The 18,853-nt window shown below is 53.3% G+C and carries 19 protein-coding genes; 5 read left to right on the plus strand and 14 right to left on the minus strand.

What is annotated here, in order from left to right; genetic code table 11:
• Positions 1-83: 83 nt before the first annotated feature.
• Complete coding sequence (locus AB9F27_RS13975) at positions 84-1,757, minus strand: ABC transporter permease (protein ID WP_369757883.1); 1,674 nt, start codon at positions 1,755-1,757, stop codon at positions 84-86.
• Between the two features lie 116 nt (positions 1,758-1,873).
• On the opposite strand from AB9F27_RS13975, the gene AB9F27_RS13980 reads away from it, so the two are divergent.
• Positions 1,874-2,749, plus strand: coding sequence for a hypothetical protein (locus tag AB9F27_RS13980; RefSeq protein WP_335586234.1), 876 nt, complete (start codon positions 1,874-1,876; stop codon positions 2,747-2,749).
• Between the two features lie 109 nt (positions 2,750-2,858).
• On the opposite strand, the gene AB9F27_RS13985 is transcribed toward AB9F27_RS13980, so the two are convergent.
• The 3 genes from AB9F27_RS13985 to AB9F27_RS13995 all read right to left on the minus strand — a co-directional run bounded on the left by AB9F27_RS13985 (position 2,859) and on the right by AB9F27_RS13995 (position 7,192).
• A complete protein-coding gene (locus AB9F27_RS13985) occupies positions 2,859-4,184 on the minus strand; it encodes an APC family permease (protein ID WP_335586235.1) in 1,326 nt (441 codons plus the stop codon).
• A 433-nt stretch (positions 4,185-4,617) separates the two neighbouring features.
• The gene (locus AB9F27_RS13990; protein ID WP_335586236.1) at positions 4,618-5,037 is read right to left on the minus strand and encodes a hypothetical protein; all 420 of its coding nucleotides are present in this window, start codon (positions 5,035-5,037) and stop codon (positions 4,618-4,620) included.
• A 13-nt stretch (positions 5,038-5,050) separates the two neighbouring features.
• On the minus strand, positions 5,051-7,192 hold the full coding sequence (locus AB9F27_RS13995) for a copper-translocating P-type ATPase (protein ID WP_369757887.1): 2,142 nt from the start codon (positions 7,190-7,192) through the stop codon (positions 5,051-5,053).
• A gap of 485 nt (positions 7,193-7,677) precedes the next feature.
• On the opposite strand from AB9F27_RS13995, the gene AB9F27_RS14000 reads away from it, so the two are divergent.
• A complete protein-coding gene (locus AB9F27_RS14000; protein WP_335586237.1) occupies positions 7,678-7,878 on the plus strand; it encodes a heavy-metal-associated domain-containing protein in 201 nt (66 codons plus the stop codon).
• A gap of 58 nt (positions 7,879-7,936) precedes the next feature.
• Here the strand turns inward: AB9F27_RS14000 and AB9F27_RS14005 are convergent, their stop codons facing one another.
• The 6 genes from AB9F27_RS14005 to AB9F27_RS14030 form a co-directional block, all read right to left on the minus strand.
• Positions 7,937-8,419 (minus strand): cytochrome c, encoded by a 483-nt coding sequence (locus tag AB9F27_RS14005; RefSeq protein WP_335586238.1) that lies wholly within the window; start codon positions 8,417-8,419, stop codon positions 7,937-7,939.
• A 91-nt stretch (positions 8,420-8,510) separates the two neighbouring features.
• Positions 8,511-9,242, minus strand: a complete 732-nt coding sequence (locus tag AB9F27_RS14010) for a DsbA family protein (protein WP_335586239.1) — start codon at positions 9,240-9,242, stop codon at positions 8,511-8,513.
• A gap of 55 nt (positions 9,243-9,297) precedes the next feature.
• Entirely contained in the window at positions 9,298-10,698 is a 1,401-nt protein-coding gene (locus AB9F27_RS14015; protein ID WP_335586240.1) for a multicopper oxidase family protein, read from the minus strand.
• Positions 10,699-10,762: 64 nt separating this feature from the next.
• Positions 10,763-11,662 (minus strand): cytochrome c, encoded by a 900-nt coding sequence (locus AB9F27_RS14020; protein WP_335586241.1) that lies wholly within the window; start codon positions 11,660-11,662, stop codon positions 10,763-10,765.
• On the minus strand, positions 11,663-12,220 hold the full coding sequence (locus tag AB9F27_RS14025) for a cytochrome c (protein ID WP_335586242.1): 558 nt from the start codon (positions 12,218-12,220) through the stop codon (positions 11,663-11,665).
• Between the two features lie 394 nt (positions 12,221-12,614).
• A complete protein-coding gene (locus AB9F27_RS14030; RefSeq protein ID WP_335586243.1) occupies positions 12,615-13,073 on the minus strand; it encodes a cytochrome c in 459 nt (152 codons plus the stop codon).
• 472 nt (positions 13,074-13,545) lie between these two features.
• Between AB9F27_RS14030 and AB9F27_RS14035 the strand changes: the two genes are divergently transcribed.
• A complete protein-coding gene (locus AB9F27_RS14035) occupies positions 13,546-13,665 on the plus strand; it encodes a DUF2933 domain-containing protein (protein WP_369757888.1) in 120 nt (39 codons plus the stop codon).
• 712 nt (positions 13,666-14,377) lie between these two features.
• Here the strand turns inward: AB9F27_RS14035 and AB9F27_RS14040 are convergent.
• The 4 genes from AB9F27_RS14040 to AB9F27_RS14055 all read right to left on the minus strand — a co-directional run bounded on the left by AB9F27_RS14040 (position 14,378) and on the right by AB9F27_RS14055 (position 17,636).
• Positions 14,378-14,569, minus strand: a complete 192-nt coding sequence (locus AB9F27_RS14040) for a cytochrome c-type biogenesis protein CcmH (protein WP_369756568.1) — start codon at positions 14,567-14,569, stop codon at positions 14,378-14,380.
• 444 nt (positions 14,570-15,013) lie between these two features.
• On the minus strand, positions 15,014-15,430 hold the full coding sequence (locus AB9F27_RS14045) for a hypothetical protein (RefSeq protein WP_335586244.1): 417 nt from the start codon (positions 15,428-15,430) through the stop codon (positions 15,014-15,016).
• 92 nt (positions 15,431-15,522) lie between these two features.
• Positions 15,523-16,914 (minus strand): ATP-binding protein, encoded by a 1,392-nt coding sequence (locus tag AB9F27_RS14050; protein ID WP_335586245.1) that lies wholly within the window; start codon positions 16,912-16,914, stop codon positions 15,523-15,525.
• Positions 16,911-17,636: a response regulator gene (locus AB9F27_RS14055; protein WP_039002326.1), complete on the minus strand. Its 726-nt coding sequence runs from the start codon at positions 17,634-17,636 to the stop codon at positions 16,911-16,913. Before AB9F27_RS14055 ends, AB9F27_RS14050 begins: the two co-directional genes overlap by 4 nt.
• 167 nt (positions 17,637-17,803) lie before the next feature.
• On the opposite strand from AB9F27_RS14055, the gene AB9F27_RS14060 reads away from it, so the two are divergent.
• Both AB9F27_RS14060 and AB9F27_RS14065 read left to right on the plus strand, forming a co-directional pair.
• Complete coding sequence (locus AB9F27_RS14060; protein WP_335586246.1) at positions 17,804-18,340, plus strand: calcium-binding protein; 537 nt, start codon at positions 17,804-17,806, stop codon at positions 18,338-18,340.
• 37 nt (positions 18,341-18,377) lie between these two features.
• A complete protein-coding gene (locus AB9F27_RS14065) occupies positions 18,378-18,845 on the plus strand; it encodes a rhodanese-like domain-containing protein (RefSeq protein WP_335586247.1) in 468 nt (155 codons plus the stop codon).
• Positions 18,846-18,853 lie beyond the last annotated feature (8 nt).

The raw sequence follows: 18,853 nt of genomic DNA on the forward strand, positions 1-18,853 counted from the left end.
GGGGATGCAAGGAGGATTTTTGCGAAAATGAAGAAAGTTTTGCTGGAACGGGATTTCTTGCTGAAATTCATCATATTCATCTCTCAATGGCTCTGTCTGTGTGTGCGCGCAAGGAGGAGGACGGCGGTCAATCCGACGAGGATGACCAGAATTGCGGCGGGGGCTGCGTCAGACAGATTCTCAAGGCTTGCTTGGTCGTAAACGCGAGTTGCGAGGGTGTTGAAATTAAAGGGGCGCAAGAGGAGCGTGGCGGGGAGTTCTTTGACGCAATCGACGAAAACCAACAGGAGGGCTGTTCCGACAGAGCCGCGAATAAGGGGGAAATAAACGTGCCATAGAGTACCGCCTGCGGTTTTGCCGAGAGAGCGGGCCGCAAGGGGCAAACTGGGGGCGACACGGCCGATAGCGGCGTCTGTGGCTCCCTGTGCAATTGCGAAAAACCGGACACAATAGGCGAAAATGATCGCAAATCCGGTACCTGTCATCAACAGACCGATATTCCGGTCGAAAACGGCCTCAGCCCAATCGGCAATGAAGTGGTCCATCGCCGCCATCGGGATTAGCACGCCGACGGCCAAAACAGCTCCTGGTGCGGCATATCCCAAGGTTGTGACGGGCAGGAGCAAGCGGGGGAGTTTTTGCCCTGTCAACCGCACGCCATAAACGAGGAATAGCGCTGCAGAAACGGTGAGAAAGGCTGCGGAAATCCCCACGAGCAATGTATTCCCCAGAGCTTCGATCAAGCCGCGGTTCTGCCACGCCTCAAGATTTGTGAGCGCATGATAGGTGAGCACACTAGCGGGCAAAAGAAACCCAACGGCGAAGGGAATGAAACACAGGAAACTGGCGATCCATGCCCGCACGCCCGTCAGCGGAATGGCAATAATTGCACGGGATTGGCGGGCGGTATTGTGGTACCGGCTGTTCTTGCGCCCTACCCGTTCAAGCGCAACCAATACGAGAACAAGTAACAGCACAACGCCCGCGATCTGGGCCGCGCCACCAGCGTTATTGCTCTCAAGCCACGTATTGAAAATCCCGGTCGTCAGGGTTTGGACCGCAAAAAACTCGACCGTGCCAAAATCGCTAGCGGTTTCCATCATTACAATAGCCACACCTGCCGCAATAGCAGGACGCGCCAACGGAACACCAACGCGCCAAAACCGTTTAAACGGCCCTGCCCCCAATGCCCGCGCCACCTCGTAACTGCCGCCAGATTGTTCGCGCAATGCAGCCCGTGACAGGAGGAAAACATAGGGGCATAGGGCTGCCGTAAGGACAATAACGGCCATATACATCGACCGAATTTCCGGAAACCAGTAATCCAGACGATTGCTATAGCCCATGATATTGCGCAATCCCGTTTGCACGGGCCCGGCATACTCCAAGAAATCAACCAAACCATAGGCGCCCAAATAAGCAGGGATCGCCAAGGGCAGCAGCAGAAGCCATTGAAACCATCGCACCCCTGGAAAAATATACATGGTGGTAAGCCATGCCGCCCCCATTCCTACCGCCGCACTTAGCGTGCCCACGGACAACATCAAAATCAGGGTATTGGCAAAATAGCGCGGCAACGTGGTGGCCAAAAGATGCGGCCAAATGTTTTCAACCGGATGAAAGGCTATCCAGATAACAGACACAATCGGGGCCAACACAAGAGCCGCAATGAGCACGGCCCCCAGCGACCAAACATTTGGTCGCAACCGTGCTAAACCACGCGAGAATAGGGGTTTGTCAACTATGGTGGGGTTCATTTTTTCTCTCATCGCGGAACTGCTAAAGGAAAGCGGTTTGCCTGTCCAGAAAACCACGTATATTACCTTCAAAGGTGCCGCGCAACGCGGCCCCAAGACGCATAGGGGCGAAACGCATGCAGATTGCTTTCCATTTGGGAGCACACTCAACCGATAATGACAAACTTCTTAAAGGCTTACTTAAGAACAAAGGGTATTTATCTGGACGTGGAGTTGTGGTTCCTGGACCGGGACGCTATCGCAACCTTATTCGCAAAACCATCGCGGCCCTTGGGGGGGCACGTGCGAGCGTCGAAACCCAAGAAGCCCTTTTGGATACCATTCTCGAAGTAGATCATGCTGACCGTCTGGTTTTGTCCAACGAAAACTTCATTTGCGTCGCTCCGCGCGTGTTTGATGGCCCGAATTTCTATCCGCAAATAACAGACAAAATTACAAGCTATAGCAACTTGTTTCACGGCTATGATCTGGAATTCCATTTAGGAATTTGCAATCCGGCCGTTCTTATTCCCGAACTCTGTTTGCGCACCCCGAAAATGGACTACCTCGATTACCTTGCGGGGAGCGACCCAAAGGCCCTGCGATGGTCGACCGTCATTCAAGCGATTACCGACACCTACCCCCACGCGCCGGTGACGGTTTGGTGCAACGAAGACACCCCCCTAATTTGGTCCCACATTCTCTCGGCGCTGTCAGGGATTGAGGACGGCTATTCCTTTGACGGAGAATACGACCTTGTTGAAGAAATCATGTCGCCCGAAGGGATGAAGCGGTTTTTGGGATATCTCGAGGCGCACCCCCCCCAAAACGATGTGCAAAAGGGTCGCATTATCGCCGCCTTCCTAGATAAATTCGCGAAACCCGATGAAATAGAAACCGAAATCGACCTGCCTGGGTGGGACGACGCTTATGTCGAAGAACTCACAGCAATTTATGAAAATGATGTGCAAACGATAAAACGAATGCCGAGTGTGCGATTCATCGGATTGTAGTTGCCCGTCTGTCTTAAGATTTGAGCAGTTCCCGCGCGGAAATGGAGCTAAGGCTCCTAATCTGCAAGGGCGAACCACGGCGTGCCAACCGGTTTATCTAGGGTGCACGCTAGTGTCCGCCTTCGGCTTGTGGAGCGGTCCAACGTGACAGATAGATGCGCTCAAAGACAAAGACTGTAGTGATACCGATTGCGGCAAAAAGCACGATCAATGGATCCGACGCCAACTTCATCATTGTGAACGCGACGAGAACAATGGCGTCAAACGAAAGTGCACATAACAAGATTACCGCGCTCGCACCAATTTCTTTTCGCACGCTTCGGAACACACCCCAATGCACCAACATGTCCATGACGAGGTAGAAAAATGCTCCAAGTGAAGCAATCCGGCCCAGATCAAAAAACACCGCCAGCGTAGAAGCGAGGACCACAGTGTAGACCAACGTATGGCTTTGGATAGAGCCGGACATTCCGAAGTGGCTATGTGGTATCATCTTCATGTCCGTCAGCATTGCCAACATCCGCGAGACCGCAAAAACGCTCGCCATTACGCCAGATGCTGTGGCCACCGCCGCCAAAACAACCGTGAAATAGAACCCCAATTGCCCCAATGCAGGCGAGGCCGCCTCTGCCAGCGAATAGTCTTTTGCTGCAACGATCTGTTCAATGGTAAGGTTTGATCCAACGGCAAAGGCCACCAAAAGATAGATCACGACACAGATTGCAATCGAGATCATGATAGTGCGCCCCACATTGCGATGGGGGGTGGTGATTTCTGAACCGCTATTGGTGATCGTGGTAAACCCCTTAAATGCGAGGATCGACAGCGCTACGGAGGCGACAAATCCGGTGGCACTAAACCCTCCTGCACTGCTGCTCGTTTCTGGAAAACTGAAGCCACCAGACCACAAGGCAACTATTCCAAACAGCGCAATACCGCCGATTTTAATGACGGCCATAACTATCGAAAGGAGGCCGACCGTCCGGTTGCCCGAAATGTTAACAAGAAATGCGAACAGGATGACCCCGACCGCCAATATCGGCACCAGCGGGCCGCCTGCAATATCGAAGGGCCGCAAGACATATGTGGCGAATGTCCGTGCCACAAGGCTTTCGGAGATCACCATCGATAGAGCCATCAAAAGCGCGGCACCGGCGGCAATGGCACCGGGACCATAGGCCTTCTGCAAGATCATTGCTATCCCTCCAGAGGACGGCCAAGCGTTAGACATCTTGATGTAACTGTAAGCGCTGAAGGACGTAACGATTGCACCGAGCACGAAAGACAGGGCAAAATACGGTCCCGCCAGCTGGGCGATTTGGCCGGTCAGCGCAAAAATGCCAGCACCGATCATAACGCCCGTCCCCATGCCAACCGCCCCACCCAAGCTGATGGAGCCCTTTTTTAAATCGTCATCGCGGTGTGAATGTGTCATACATCTGCCTCTATTTTGGTTTGCTTGCTTGGTCCCGCCAAATCAATATTACAACAAAAATCACGTTGATTATTACACATGGCCACAGAACCAGTGGCCGCATCGAAGACAGCCCTGATCACACTTAGACTTTTGGGTAAGGCTGGAGTTTCCAATACCCGCCAGAAGCTGCGGCAACTTGTTTTACTTGCGCAGATATTTGAGCAGCGCGGCTATCGCCAAGACGGCAAGAACCAGTACTAAGATCATCCACAGGCCGCCAAAGCCCATTCCAAAACCATTCATTCACTTTCTCCTTTCTAAGTTTTTGTCGTTAGCGACACGCTAAGAAGCCCCATCTCTGATGCATCTATCGCCTTAATCATGCGTCCCATCGTCCTCCATGTGCGCCACCACAGGACAAAACCTGCCTCAAGAGGGGGGTGGGGATCGTTCAAAGTGTATGACCAATCCCTTGCTCCCTGCCATAGAGCCACCAGCCATAAAGCAGGCCACCAGCGATGGCTGGTATGACGCCCGACAAGATGAAGAGTGTCCCGTTTTCCGGCCCACCGAAATACTCGAATTTCGCATCGACGCGGCTACAAAGCCATGCGCAATAACTGCCAACAGTGGTTACTATGGCCGCCCCCGTCAGTATTGCAGCCTTGCCCGATGTGCGGCCCTCGACCAACAACAAAGTTGCCGCGCCAATTGCCGCCCCCATCGCGATCCCGCAAGAGGCGACCCAGACGGCCTTAGCGGCCAGACTCCCCCCAGGGAACAGATAAACTCCCCAGAAAAAGAAATAGAAGATTTCGGCTACGCCGATTAGGGCAAAGGCCGTAGCAAAGATGTAGATCATGCGGTTCATCGGTTGGTTTCCATCAAAATTTTAACCGGCGCAGTCGAAGCGCATTCGCGACTACGGAGATTGACGAGGCTGACATTGCAAAGGCGGCAAACATCGGGCTGATCAAAATTCCTAGGAAGGGGAACAAGATACCCGCCGCTACCGGCACACCCGCCGCGTTGTAGATCATCGCAAAGAACAGGTTTTGGCGAATGTTGCGCATCGTTGCATGCGACAGACGGCGCGCGCGCACGATACCGTCAAGGTTACCTTTGACCAGCGTGAAGCCCGCACTTTCGATTGCCACATCGGCCCCCGTCCCCATCGCAATACCAACGTCGGCCTGCGCCAATGCGGGCGCATCATTCACGCCATCACCCGCCATCGCAACCTTGCGGCCTTCGGCTTGTAACTCGCGAATGATCCGCGCCTTATCCTCGGGCAAAACATCCGCGCGAATTTCGTCGATACCCAAACGGGCAGCGACCGCTTTTGCCGTACGTTCGTTGTCTCCAGTGGCCATGATGATCCGAAAACCCAATTCATGAAGGGCTTTTAACGCAGCAGGTGTCGTCTCTTTGACCGGATCCGCCACACTGACCAACCCTGCAATTTCATTACCCAAGACGACGAACATTACAGTTTCACCTTCGTCGCGACGTGCGTCCGCCTTGGCAATCAAGGCGTCGGCTTTCAGCCCCATGTCGGTGATCAGGGCAAGATTTCCAAGCGCCACCGCCTTGCCGTCGACCACCCCTTTGACGCCCTTGCCCGTGATCGCTTCGAAGTCTTCAGCTTTAACCATGGCAACATCACGGTCTTCCGCACCGCGCACAATAGCTTCGGCCAAAGGATGTTCAGAACCGCGCTCCAGCGACGCCGCAAGTCGCAACACCTCGGCCTCGTCATGCCCCGGTTCTGGCAGGACCGCGACAAGACGTGGTTTGCCTTCCGTGAGGGTGCCGGTTTTGTCCACAATCAGCGTGTCGACCTTTTCGAACCGCTCCAGCGCCTCGGCGTTTTTAATCAGTACGCCCGCCTGTGCGCCGCGCCCCGTGGCGGTCATGATGGACATGGGCGTCGCAAGGCCAAGGGCACAGGGACAAGCAATGATCAGCACGGCCACGGCCGAGATCAACCCATAGGAAAGGGCTGGATCTGGTCCCCAAAACGCCCAACCGAAAAAGGCCAAAATCGCGGCGAGGATCACCGCTGGGACGAAGTATCCGGCAACCGTATCCGCATATTTCTGGATTGGTGCGCGCGAACGTTGGGCGCTTGCCACCATCTCGACGATCTGACTTAGCATGGTGTCGGCGCCAACGCGTGTCGCCGCGATCACCAGAGAACCCGTGCCGTTGATTGTGGCGCCAGTGACCATGTCGCCTGCGACTTTTTCAACAGGAACCGGCTCACCCGAAATCATACTTTCATCTATGGAGGAGTGTCCTTCGACGACAGTGCCATCCACAGGCACCTTGTCGCCGGGAACGACGCGCAGGTGATCGCCGACAAGCACATCCTCCAAAGCCACTTCTTCCTCAGTGCCATCGGGACGGATCACGCGGGCCGTTTTGGCGGCCATATCAAGCAGCGCTCGTATCGCCTTTCCCGTGCCTTCACGGGCGCGCAGTTCCATCACTTGACCCAGTAACACGAGCGTCACAATTACGGCCGCGGCCTCGAAATACACGCCGACATGGCCATCCGCACTGCGAAACCCGTCGGGGAAAATGCTCGGTGCCAAAACGGCAACTACACTGAAACCATAGGCCGCCGAAATGCCCATTGCGATAAGACTGAACATGTTCAGTTTCATTGTCCGAAATGAGGTCCATCCACGGGTGAAGAACGGCCAGCCAGACCAGAGGATCACTGGTGTAGCCAGAACGAATTCGATCCACAAAGTGGCGCGTTCGCCGAATATCTCCCGAATCCAACCAGCACCAACAAACGGCGACATGGTCAGGATCAGCAACGGTATTGTCAGCACAGCGCCGACCCAGAACCTGCGCGTGAAGTCGATCAACTCAGGGTTCGGACCATCGTCGGTCAACGTGGCAGATTCAATCTCCAATCCCATGCCGCAGATCGGACAAGAACCGGATTTGGTCTGACGGACTTCCGGATGCATCGGGCAGGTATAGATTGTTCCGGAAAAATTCTTGGGAACCATATCCTTTTCCGCCACCTCAGCGGACTGTGAGTCTTGTCCTTTGGTGTGTTTCATCATGTGAATATTCCTAACCGGATTTCTGTTTGTCTTTCGGGGCGCCCTTCTGTGGTTTAGAAAGGGAATGAATCTACCATATTCGCGAGCCTGTTGTTCTCGTGGCCTCCGCCAACAACGACGCTTTGGAAATTTCGTAGCTGGGGTGAAATATTGTATTCGTCGTAACGATCTGAGTGGCCCCAGCGGCCAGAATATCGTCGCACGCGTGTGCGCATCGGGTAATCCGCTATCCAACGGGACGCCTCTGCCGCACCCCCACAGTCAACACATTCGCATTGAACAATTCAACCTGTATACCTCGATTATTTCGAGTGCGACTGCCGACCACGATGAAGGTAGGGTCAAAGGGATATTTACGCAAATTATGAGGCTTGACCTTCCCACGTGGGAACCCCCACGTTTACCCAAAACCAGCAAAAGGAAAACCCATGAGCAAATTCACCGTTCCAAATATGACTTGCGGCCACTGCACCGCGGCGATCAAAAAAGCTGTCACCGCCGCAGATTCCGCGGCTATCCTGACCTTTGATCTTGAGGCACATGTCGTTGAGGTCACAAGCCGCCTAGATAACGAAGCTTTGGCGACAATTCTCAAAACTGAGGGCTACGCGAGTTCTCCTGTGTCCTAGATCTTGTTTCCACCATCCTTGACCACAAAGGTGGTGGAAACGAATTATCGTCCTTGGATTACTCGCCTTTAGACCGCTCGGCCTGCGATAACCGCGCCCGTTCCGACCAGTTTGATTTTATAAATGCGAGGATATCCCAAATTTCTTCGTCACTGAGCTGGCCCTCAAAACGCGGCATTCCACTTGTAAAACCCGTTGCGCCAGAAGCCTCCAGCACAGCCTGCCCTCCGAGTTTTGTATATTCAAACAATAACGCGTCACCGTGATGCCATGTATGGCCGCTTTCGTCATGCGGCGGTGCCGGAAGCATGCCGTTTTCATTTTGGCTGCGCCAGTCGGGCTGCCCCTCAAGATCCTTGCCATGACACGATGCACAATTCTCGCTGTACAAAGCAGCACCAGCCTGAACGTTTGAATTTGAGGGCTGCTTCAATGGGGGCGTGTCTGTGCCAACAAAGAGGAATGAAATGGCCACAAAAGCGATCACGGCAAGGCCACCCAATCCGGCAACGAGGATGGCAGTTTTGTTGCCCTTCTTCATAAATCCATTCCTTTTCCTGTTCACCGAAATCCTCACACATTCTAATGGTTCGCGCAAACTCGCTACGAGTTTAAAACGCAAAGGAGCCCAATCATTCCTGCCCCTCTCGCACGGCGTCAACATATTCTGAAAGCTGCGCCTGTTCGACGAATCCGGGGACGAGTTGGTTGCCGATCACAAAGGAAGGGGTTCCGTTGAACCCTAAGGTTTGACTAAGGCTCATGGAACTGGCGATATGTTCCGCCACTTCTGGGGAGTCCATATCCTGCCGAAGCACGTCCACATCAAGACCAATATCCTTTGCAATTGCGAGAACGCTCTTCTCATCGGCGCGCCCCTTCATACCCATGAGCGCCCAATGAAACTCTTCATATTTTCCTTGATTGCGCGCAGCAAGCGCCGCTTTGGACGCAAATACCGAACCCTCGCCAAGGATGGGCCACTCCCGATACACCAAGCGCACATTTGGATCTTTTTTGAGCATGGCTTGAACTTCACCCATTGCACTTCGACAGTAGGGGCAATTGTAGTCAAAGAACTCAACAACGGTCACATCGCCGTCCGGATTGCCTAAAACCGGTGCATTTGGGTCTTGTTCCAATAGAGCTCGCTGACTTGTGAGCACATCAGCCACGGCCAATGACTCGCCTTCCAAGCGCTGTTTTTCGAGGATCGCAACCGCTTCCATGACTATTTGCGGGTTTTCAAGAATGGCCTCTAGGGCAAGTTCCTTTATCCGCTCGTCGCTCACCCCATCTGCATACGCTGCAAAAGGGACCGCAAGACACAGCGCCACCGACGTGGTTAAATTCCTGATGCTCATACTAAGTCTCCTGTTGGGGGAAATTTGATTTTGAGAACGCGAAAATGGTTTTGCATCACGCCACCTCAATCCACGTCATCATGCCAGACGCGGCATGCGACAGCATATGACAGTGGAAAAGCCACTTCCCCGGGTTGTCCGCAACAAAGGCGATCTCTCGTGATTCATCCCCAAAGATCAAAAGCGTATCCCTGAGAGGGCCTATTGTACCGTCTTCGGCAATCTCGCGAAAATGCATGCCATGAAGATGCATTGCATGGGGGAACACGGTGTTGTTGGCGATGCGCATTCTTGCCGTTTCGCCCCGCGCAAGGCTTGCAAGAGGCGTCTGCGTCATGCCCACCACACCGTTAAAAGACCAGAACTGATTGGCCGCCACAAGCTCGCGGAAATCCATGCGCTCGCCGTCCAAAACGGCCGTCTCCAGACGCCCCATCGCGCCACCTTCCATATCAAGAGTGATGCGACGCGCGGTTTCCAGATTTGGCACGTCCATATTCGGGTTGGGGGGCAAGGGCACAGGTGCCCCTCGTTGTTCTTTGGAAGAGTCGAGGGCGTCAACCACGCTAAACGCCGCTTGAGAATAGCCTTGATCCTCTTCAATGCGCACCAGATGCGCGGTTTCACCCATAGGGGCGGTCACATCGACAAATAGATCAACGCGTTGACCAGGGGCCATTAAAATCATCTCCGGAATCGGCTCCGGGGTTTCGAGGGGCATACCGTCCAGCGCCATCACCCAGCCCTCAAGGCCAGACAGGCCTAGCTGAAAAACCCGTGCATTTGCGGCGTTGATGAGACGCAAGCGCAGCCGTGTATTTGCGGGCACCTCCCACGTTGTGTCAAAGCTTCCGTTCGTCGCAATAAAATTGCCGCGGCGTCCTGCGTGGCTACTATTATGGGGGGCGTCAAAATCGGGGTCCAGTTGGCCAGTTTCCGGATCAAGCAGCCAATCATCAAGGATCAGCACCTCATCGCGATCCACGTCGGCAGGGGTTGGTTCTTCGACGATCAACGCGCCATAAAGGCCGCGCGCAACCTGCTCGGTTGACCGATTGTGCGCGTGATACCAATAGGTGCCCGCATCTGGCGCAACAAACTCGTAGTCGAACGTTTCGCCCGTTGGCACCGCTTCTTGGGTGAGGCCCGCAACGCCATCCATAGCATTTTCTATGCGCAGGCCGTGCCAATGCATCGAACTTGCTTGCGGCAGTTCATTCACAAATCGCCGCGCGACGGGCCCGCCTTGTGGCACACGTATTTCAGGGCCAGGCAGCGTGCCGTCATACCCCCAAATATCGGTCTTGGGGTATTCGGGCGGCGCTAGTTGAACGCTGGCAGGGCGTGCGACAATCCTTTGCATATCTGCGGTTTGCGCGCGGCCAATTGTCGGCACCATTGCCGCAACGCCAAACGCGGCACCCATTTGCAAAACATCACGTCGTGTTTGTGTCATTTCTGTTCCTTCATAGGAGAGGGGTTCGTCCCCTCCCAACTTCCAATACGTGATGCGCAATCAATTATCCGCCGCTATGATCATCCAACAAGTAGATGGCCATTGCGCGATGATCCTCAGGGCTCAAGAAGCTCGTGCCATACAAAACAACTTCCCCCATGGAATCACCGAAGGCATCCCCGTCGGGCTTCACACCTGTGCTCAATGCATAGGCAAGGTTATCCACCGTCCAGCCCCGCATTTGCAGGGTTTCGTAGTCAATTGCCGGGGCTTTTCCGCCACCTGGCAAAGTGGCGTTGCCCTTGAAGTGTTCGGTGTCGGTTTTTCGCGCTCCCGCAAAGTTTCGTGCGGTATGGCAGGCGGCACAATGCGTGGCACCCCCAACAAGAAGCCTCCCTCGATTCCACAGTGCATCATTGTCCGGATTTGGCTTGGTGCGAGGTGGTTTGAGGAATGCCGCGCGCCATAGTTTAAGGCCCCAACGTTGGTCAAACGGAAACGCCATTTCGTGGGGCTTTGAAGGTTCCGCAACTGGGGCCACTGTTTGGTAAGCTGCCCAAAGGTCAGCGATATCCTGATCGGTGAAATTCGCATAAAACGGATAGGTGAACGCCGGATAATAGGCCTCCCCCTCAGGCGAGACCCCTTGGCGAACTGCCACCGCAAATTCTTGAATGGTCCAATCGCCAATCCCGTGAACAGGGTCGCCAGTTAAGTTTGGAGAATACAATGTGCCAAAGGGGGTTTTCAACTCGACCCCTCCCGCCAAAGGCGCCCCTCCTGCTTCAAAATCAGTGTGACAGGCAATACAGCCACTTGCACGCGCAAGATAGGCACCGCGGCCGACATCCCCCTCAAGAGAAATTTGCGCAGGACTGTTACCAATCGGCCAGACAACGAGCGCCCCAATGACCACGGCCCCAAGAGCCGCAGACCCTAGAGCCAACTTGAATACCCATCTCATTTATTTATTCTCGGCGCGGTATTTTGTATGGCACGCAGTGCATACTTGAGACACAATCGTGAAGGCTTGATCGGCTGGCATCGCCGCGATCTGTGCGACGGACATGTTGGTTGCAGGCGAAGCCCCCATCATTCCCCCGCCGCCCATCATATCGCTGGCGGATTTACTTGTATTGCCACCCATCATAAGTCCATTGTCCGCAGCCTTGGCCAATCCTTCAGCTGCCACGCCAAGCCGCTCGGCAAGTTCGGAGAATTCGTCCCAATCTGACCATACGGTTGCCTTGGCCTCCGACGGTGCTGCCCCCGAACCCTCCGGAAACAACGAAGTCATTGCTTCGCCAGAATGCTGCAAGAAAAGCGCCGCCGCTTGTTTAACTGTCTCTGCGTTGTAGTCAGTTGTACCCTGCATCATGGGGGCGACGGATTTGACAGCCTTGCCCATCGCATCCATGGCATCCATACGCTCTTTTACGATCCCCATCGCGCCGCCATGCGCAAAGGCGGCAATGGCGGTAAATCCTACGACTATGGATGCTAATATAGGTGTTGTTTTCATCTGTTTTCTCCGTGAAGGTTTTTTGGAACAAGTTTATTTCAAGACCAGTATCGCGGAGGGGGACTTTCATGCAAAAGCAACCAGCTTTCGCCATAGGAGTGAACAAAAAAAGAGTTGGTTTGCATCTGTCGTAGAGTAATCAAAATTTCAGTATTTAGGAAAAATACGGCTGGAACAAAGCAGTCTATTCCGGGATGGCAATGGCCTGATTGTGCTTCCAACTCCTTGTGTGCATGCGATGGATCAGGGGACTCGTGTGAAATTGAAACAGAAGCCACATCCCTTGGATCCTCATGAGCACTCAAGTCTCGGGGGAAAACCGTAAACACAAGGATGGCGACAAGCGTCACCACTTTGACGATCCCAAACAAAACCAGAGAGCCCTTTGACACCATCAATTAATCCCGTTCTCACGCTGCAATTCACGAACATAAGTTGCAACATAGAGGATTTCCGCGCGTGTTAAACCTTTCACTGGGGGCATGTTGCCAAAATCCCAATGATGTGATCCCACGCCATTTTGGGCCGCATTCAAAAATGCCTCGTCGGAATGATGTCCCGGTTCATAAATTATATGGACCAACGGCGGCGCAACGCCATTTTGCCCTGCAGCATTCACGCCATGGCATTCTGAGCATTTGGCGTCGAAAACCTGTTTGCCGATTGACGCATTTTCCGACAACTGAGTTGGCAATTGCACTTCGACAATCGGCGATCCTTCAGCGATTGCACTGGTGTTCGGAGGTGCCATTGAATGGCCTTGTGGGGCGGTGGCAGGCTGCATAGCCTTCCAGCCAACAAGGGCTCCGCCCAACAAGAGGACCCCACCGATCAGATATCCCGATTTAATCATAATCGTACCTTTTTGAATTTTCTAAAGACTACACTCAAATCGATTTCACCCGAGTGCCTTGAATCTGATAATTTTGCCAAATCATAGGGAGTGTCCGAAAAACAGAAGGCATAGCTAGAAAAGTGATCCCACAGGCAAACACTCTGTGCTTTTGAGTTCTGTTCACTTTTGTTTCCCCATTTCATCCTCAAATGTTTGCTCAATGGCTGGTACGTTGACCTAGTTTATGCAGTTTTCACGGGATGCTTCAACGTTTTGGAAGCACCAAATTTGTATCCAAATGTATCCTTGACTTTGAAGGAGGATAGACGCGTTTATTGGAAGCCTCACATAAACTAAAGGTTTCTAAAGCCGAAAATCAGCGTACTAAAAAATCAACCTTTAGAATTCGTCCACTTAGCAATGATTGCCTGTTGCGCGTCATGCTAATCCCAATTGGAGGATAGTTCTTAACAGGTAAAAACTGACGAGTATTGGCTCAAATCTAACCGCTTTTGCTCCGATTATACTGTGTGTTGGCGCGCATATATTCATGCATGAAGTCATGAATAAAAAAGTGCCACGGCTCCAAGAAAACAAAACGAAGGCGTAATGATGTGGGCCCTCACCGGCAGCCAATATTCTGGTACACCTGAAGCCCTAAAGAACATATTCACTTGCGAAAACGGACGCCAAGGATTTGCACTCACAGACCTCACGCTTCCAGAAATAAAGCAACCGCTAACAAAACACGCACCATACCAAATTCGCTAAACGCGCATCGCTCAATGGCTTGCCCATGCTCATCTAGAACGGTGTAGGTTTTCGCAAAGCGCACCCCCCTTCAAGATCATCAGATTCGTCACCCAAACACGTGGCTGCCGGATTGCTTGGATCCAAGGTAACGGCCCTATCAATCTCAATGACCGCCTGAGGAGACACGATGCCCTGCTCCGCGACATGGCCTCCTCATAGCGCTCCATCCGGTAGTAGGTTTGCGCCATTAGCATCCAGCCCTGCGACGCACCGCCTTCAGGGGCCGCGAGCAAACCGGCAAAAAGCTTATCCGTTAGCTCAACAACACGCTCTTCTTCTTGGCCTTCTGTCTGACGGTTGGCGAAAACGAGGTTGGAAAACTCTGGCGACCCTTTGAGGCCCTAGTAGGAAAATGCAACAATACCACCAAAGCCCAAATCATGTGTGCGGTCCTGCTTTTTGTTCATTGATGAAGGTATCAATTTCTTGTTCTTCTGCGTCGCTCAGTCCCTTTGGTGTGGCCTGACGAGACGTTCGTCGGAAGGTGAGCACCCTAATTGCCACCGCCATCAAAAGCAAAAATGGTCGGGTGAGCCGTAATCGCCATACCGCACCTGAATGAAGGCGATGGCTAGGGCGTTGCTATCGCCGGCAACCAGCCTTTCCCGCACGAGCAAGTTCAAATCACGCGCCAATCCGGGCACATCGATGCCTTCAATTGGCGGCAAATCGAAATCCAGCACAGGTTGAGAAATGAGCACGGAAGGTACCTCATTTGGATCACGGTCTGGGTTCAGAACCCACCAACGACAAGCGCAATAAAAATTACCGTGAAGGCAATCAATCGTTTCATAGTTACTCTGCGGGGACTGTTGCGATTGGAAGGGCTTTACGCTACCGGGGACTATATTGAGGTACAAAGGTCGCCCGCAAGTTTCGAGCGGATTGCGCTTTCTGTCTTGGTACTTTGCCCCTCAGGATATCCAATAGGTGATTGGTTTGCCACTACGTTCCACCACAAGAGCACCGCGATCCGCGGCGTAATTGGGCCACGGACCCCTTCCATACCCTCAAATGTCACGCCAAATCCCGCAATAGCAATAATCGTTTCAGGGGTGACAAAGACGATTTCTTATATTTTCCACGCGCCATACCCAATGAAGCCAAACATCGCAATCGCGCGCCCCGTATGGGCGAAGGTCATTTCATGCGCGGCGCATGGCAAATTGCGCGCGCAGACCCCACAAAAGATACGTCAAGGGGGCGGATGCGTGTGGCCCCATCTTGAAGCAACGGGTTGAGGTCATTACCATCCAGAGGCGGTGGAATGGGTTTGAAGTCAGTAACATAAACGAGAAGAATCCCGTACTGATCCACGCCTGCACCACCAGTGTCCGCGCTTTTAGCCGCTCTGGGACGTTGCAGCCAAAGAGCGAAACGCCGGCGCCAAAAACGGGGGGGATCAGGACCCATAGCAATAGTGACCCTGCGTGACGCCCCCGTGCCCCCACAATTTTAAAAAGCAGCGGCTTGAGCGGGTGAGAATTCTCGGCCACGTTTAAAACCGTGAAATCACTGGTTACAAAACTGCGCATCAAGGCGTCAACGTCTAGAGAAATCATAATATATTACAGTCACTTGGGTGACTCTATGTGCCTTTCCTCTTAAAGGGAAAGGGAGGTAAAAATCGTTAAATTTATCGGTCTATCTTGCCTTATGCTGCGGTGCTATTGGCGAGCGGGATGGTGATTGTGGCGCGCAACCCGCTCTCTTCGCGGTTTAACAGAGATATATCGCCACCGTGTGCGCCAATGATTGTGCGCGCAATCGACAGTCCGAGGCCATGCCCGCCGGTTTCTAACGACCGTGACTGCTCAAGCCGGAAAAAAGGATCGAACACACGCTCAAGTTCCGTGGCAGGGATTCCAGGGCCGTCATCCTCCACGATTATGACAAATTCGTCTTTTGAAACCGTGTGATACACCCGTGTATTTCCCCCATAGCGCACGGCGTTTTCAATGACGTTTCTAAGAGCGCGGCGCATTGCATTGGGGCGCAGGCGCACGTCGATTGTTGGGCCGTCTGCAAGCTCGAATGGAGTGTGCATGTCTGTTTGAAGGGATTGAAGGAAGGCTTTCAGATCAACGACTTCTGGCCCCTCCCCCCCCGTCAACCCGCGTGCAAAGGTTAGGGTTGCCTCGACCATCGACTGCATTTCTTCGACCGAGGCGACCAAACTGTCACGCGTTTCCTCATCATCCACCATTTCGGCGCGGACACGCAGGGCCGTAAGCGGTGAGCGGAGATCGTGCCCAAGGGCTGCCAACAACCGCGTGCGGTCGGCTACAAACCGCGTGAGGCGATCCTGCATCCGATTAAAAGTAGAGGTAAGGTCGCGCACCTCGGCGGGTCCAACCATAGGTAAATCAGAGACATCCTCACCGCGACCCAGACGATCCGCCGCCTGTACCAAACCCCGCAACGGGCCTGTAAGACGGGTCATCAAAAACCAAAAAACGACCCCCAAAATTGCGGCGGCAGAGAGGGCGAAAGTGAGCATGGAATAGATCGGCCATTGAATGGGTGGCCGTTCAAAACGCGTGCTCACATTAAGCCAATCCCCGCCCGTAATGCCAATGGACAGGTTCATTTCAACCGCCGACAACTCGCCGCGCATCATGGCAACATGCATTTGGGCCATTTCCTGCGAAAGGTGTGGGAGAGGCAAAATCTGCCCCTCTATTTCGTGCAGTTCGACGCGAATATCGCGACTAAAACTGTCGTCTAACAACGCCCGAATGCGTCCCTCAACCATGCCACTGTCAGAATGGTCCGCGTGTTGAACAATGGGCCGAGACGCCAATTCAAACCGCACCAAGGGGGAGTTGGACGCGCGCAAAATCGAGACGTGAAGTTCTGGAGGAGCCTCTTCAATTAAGCGCGCAACATTCGCCGCACGACCGGCAGCCTCAAACCCCAATGCAGCGCGAACCGCGAGGCTGCGTTCGTCAGCAAACAACCAAAGGCTAATAAATTGGGCTACCAACAAGGCTGCCATGACCAGAAGAACGAGCTGCACACGCAACGTACGTAAAAGCCCCATCATCCGCCAAAAACCTCAACATCAACCGACAGGCAGTATCCACCATTGCGAATGGTCCTGATGATTTTAGGGCGCAGGACGTCTATTTCAATTTTGCGCCGCAGTCGACTGATTTGGTTGTCAATTGTACGATCAAGGGGCCCTCCAGACCGGCCTGCCGCCAAGTCCAAAAGCTGATCCCTGCTCAGAACGACACGGGGGCGTTCGAGCAGCACGACCAGCAATTTGAAATCCGCGCTTGTTAGGGCAATTTCTTCCTGACCTTCGCTCAACAAAACCTGCCGGTCGGCATCCAGAACTAAGTGTGCAAAACGTATTTTCTTACTCGCAAAATCACCAATCACCCTCTCGGGTTGTGCCGCACGACGCAGCACTGCTTTAATACGTGCCAGAAGTTCGCGCGGGTTAAACGGCTTAGAAATATAGTCGTCAGCGCCGATTTCGAGGCCGACAATACGGTCCGTATCGTCGCCCAATGCCGTCAACAAAATGATGGGTATTTTTTGTTCTCCAGAAAGGCGCTGACAGACCGATAGACCGCTTTCTCCAGGCATCATGACATCCAAAACGATAAGGTCAAAATGCCCCATCGCCAGCTTGGAATCCATGTCCTTTGCATCCTTAGCTGGGGTGGCCCGCAGTCCATTTTTAATCAAAAAACGGGTCACGCTTTCACGGATTTGCAGGTGGTCGTCTACGACGAGAATATGTGGCGGGTTCATCATGTTCTCTTTCTAAATCAAATATATCCGTCGGGTCAGGCTCATTTTTGTCGCCAATTGTATCAGCCATCCTCCATTGCGACAGATGGATACAAATCCAAGCGTGCGCTGGCTTTGGTTTCTGTCATTTCTTGTCAGTGTAAAGCGGAAATAATTTTGGAGAGACAACAATGTCAAATACCCTCAAAACAGCAATATCTTTTGTCCTATTCACCGCAGTTAGCACCACCGCCTTTGCGGATGCAGGACATCATGACGGCGAAAAACCCAAAGGCGCACCACAAGCGTTCAATGGTATGATGGGCGGGAATGGAAACATGGCGGGAAGCATGGGCATGATGATGCAAATGCACTCACGTATGATGAACCAGAATATGATGGCGTTGATGCAGGGCGTGATGATGGAGGGCATTGAGGCAGACGCCGATGGCGACGGCACTGTTTCAGACGAAGAAGCTCATGGAATGTTGCAATCGATGCACGCAAATTCGGATGCGAATGACGACGGGACTCTTTCAATCGACGAATTTGAGGCGCTTCACAGCAAAATGGTTCGCGCGCAAATGGTTGATCGGTTTCAAAATCTCGATGCAGATGGGGATGGCATGGTAACAATGGGCGAAATGACCGCACCTGCCGACCAAATGGACATGCCGATGCGAGGAAATGGTGGTATGGGTGAAGAGTCTGGTCCGTCCGACAACTAGGCGACCACGCTCAGCACAATCGAAAGGAAACCCCTTTATGCAACTGAACCGTAGGACATTGCTCGGCCTCATCGCAGCTCTCCCCGCAACAACTTTCGCCCCGATTACTTTCGCCCAAAACCGTGAGGTTTGGTCGGTGAGTGAGGCCTATGAGGCCCTGCAACTGGATGAAATTCTTCTGTTGGATATCCGCTCGCCTCGGGAGTGGGCCGAGACAGGCGTGGCACAGGGTGCGTGGCCTGTGAGCCTGCATGAGGAAGGGTTTTCGGAGCGACTTATGGCGGCGCGAACGCTTGCCCAAGACCGGCCCGTTGCGCTGATATGTGCGACGGGGGGACGCTCAGGGGCCGTTTATAAGAACCTGAAAGCGACTGGATACGAAAATTTCATTGATGTCTCCGAAGGGATGCTTGGGTCAAGTGTCGGCGCCGGATGGATCAATACGGGTCTGCCAATTGTGACGATTGAAGAGGCGCAGGCCGCCCTTCCCGACGATCTGCTCTAAAACAATAA

The organism is Falsihalocynthiibacter sp. CO-5D18 (assembly GCF_041205445.1).
Taxonomy (GTDB): domain Bacteria; phylum Pseudomonadota; class Alphaproteobacteria; order Rhodobacterales; family Rhodobacteraceae; genus Falsihalocynthiibacter; species Falsihalocynthiibacter arcticus.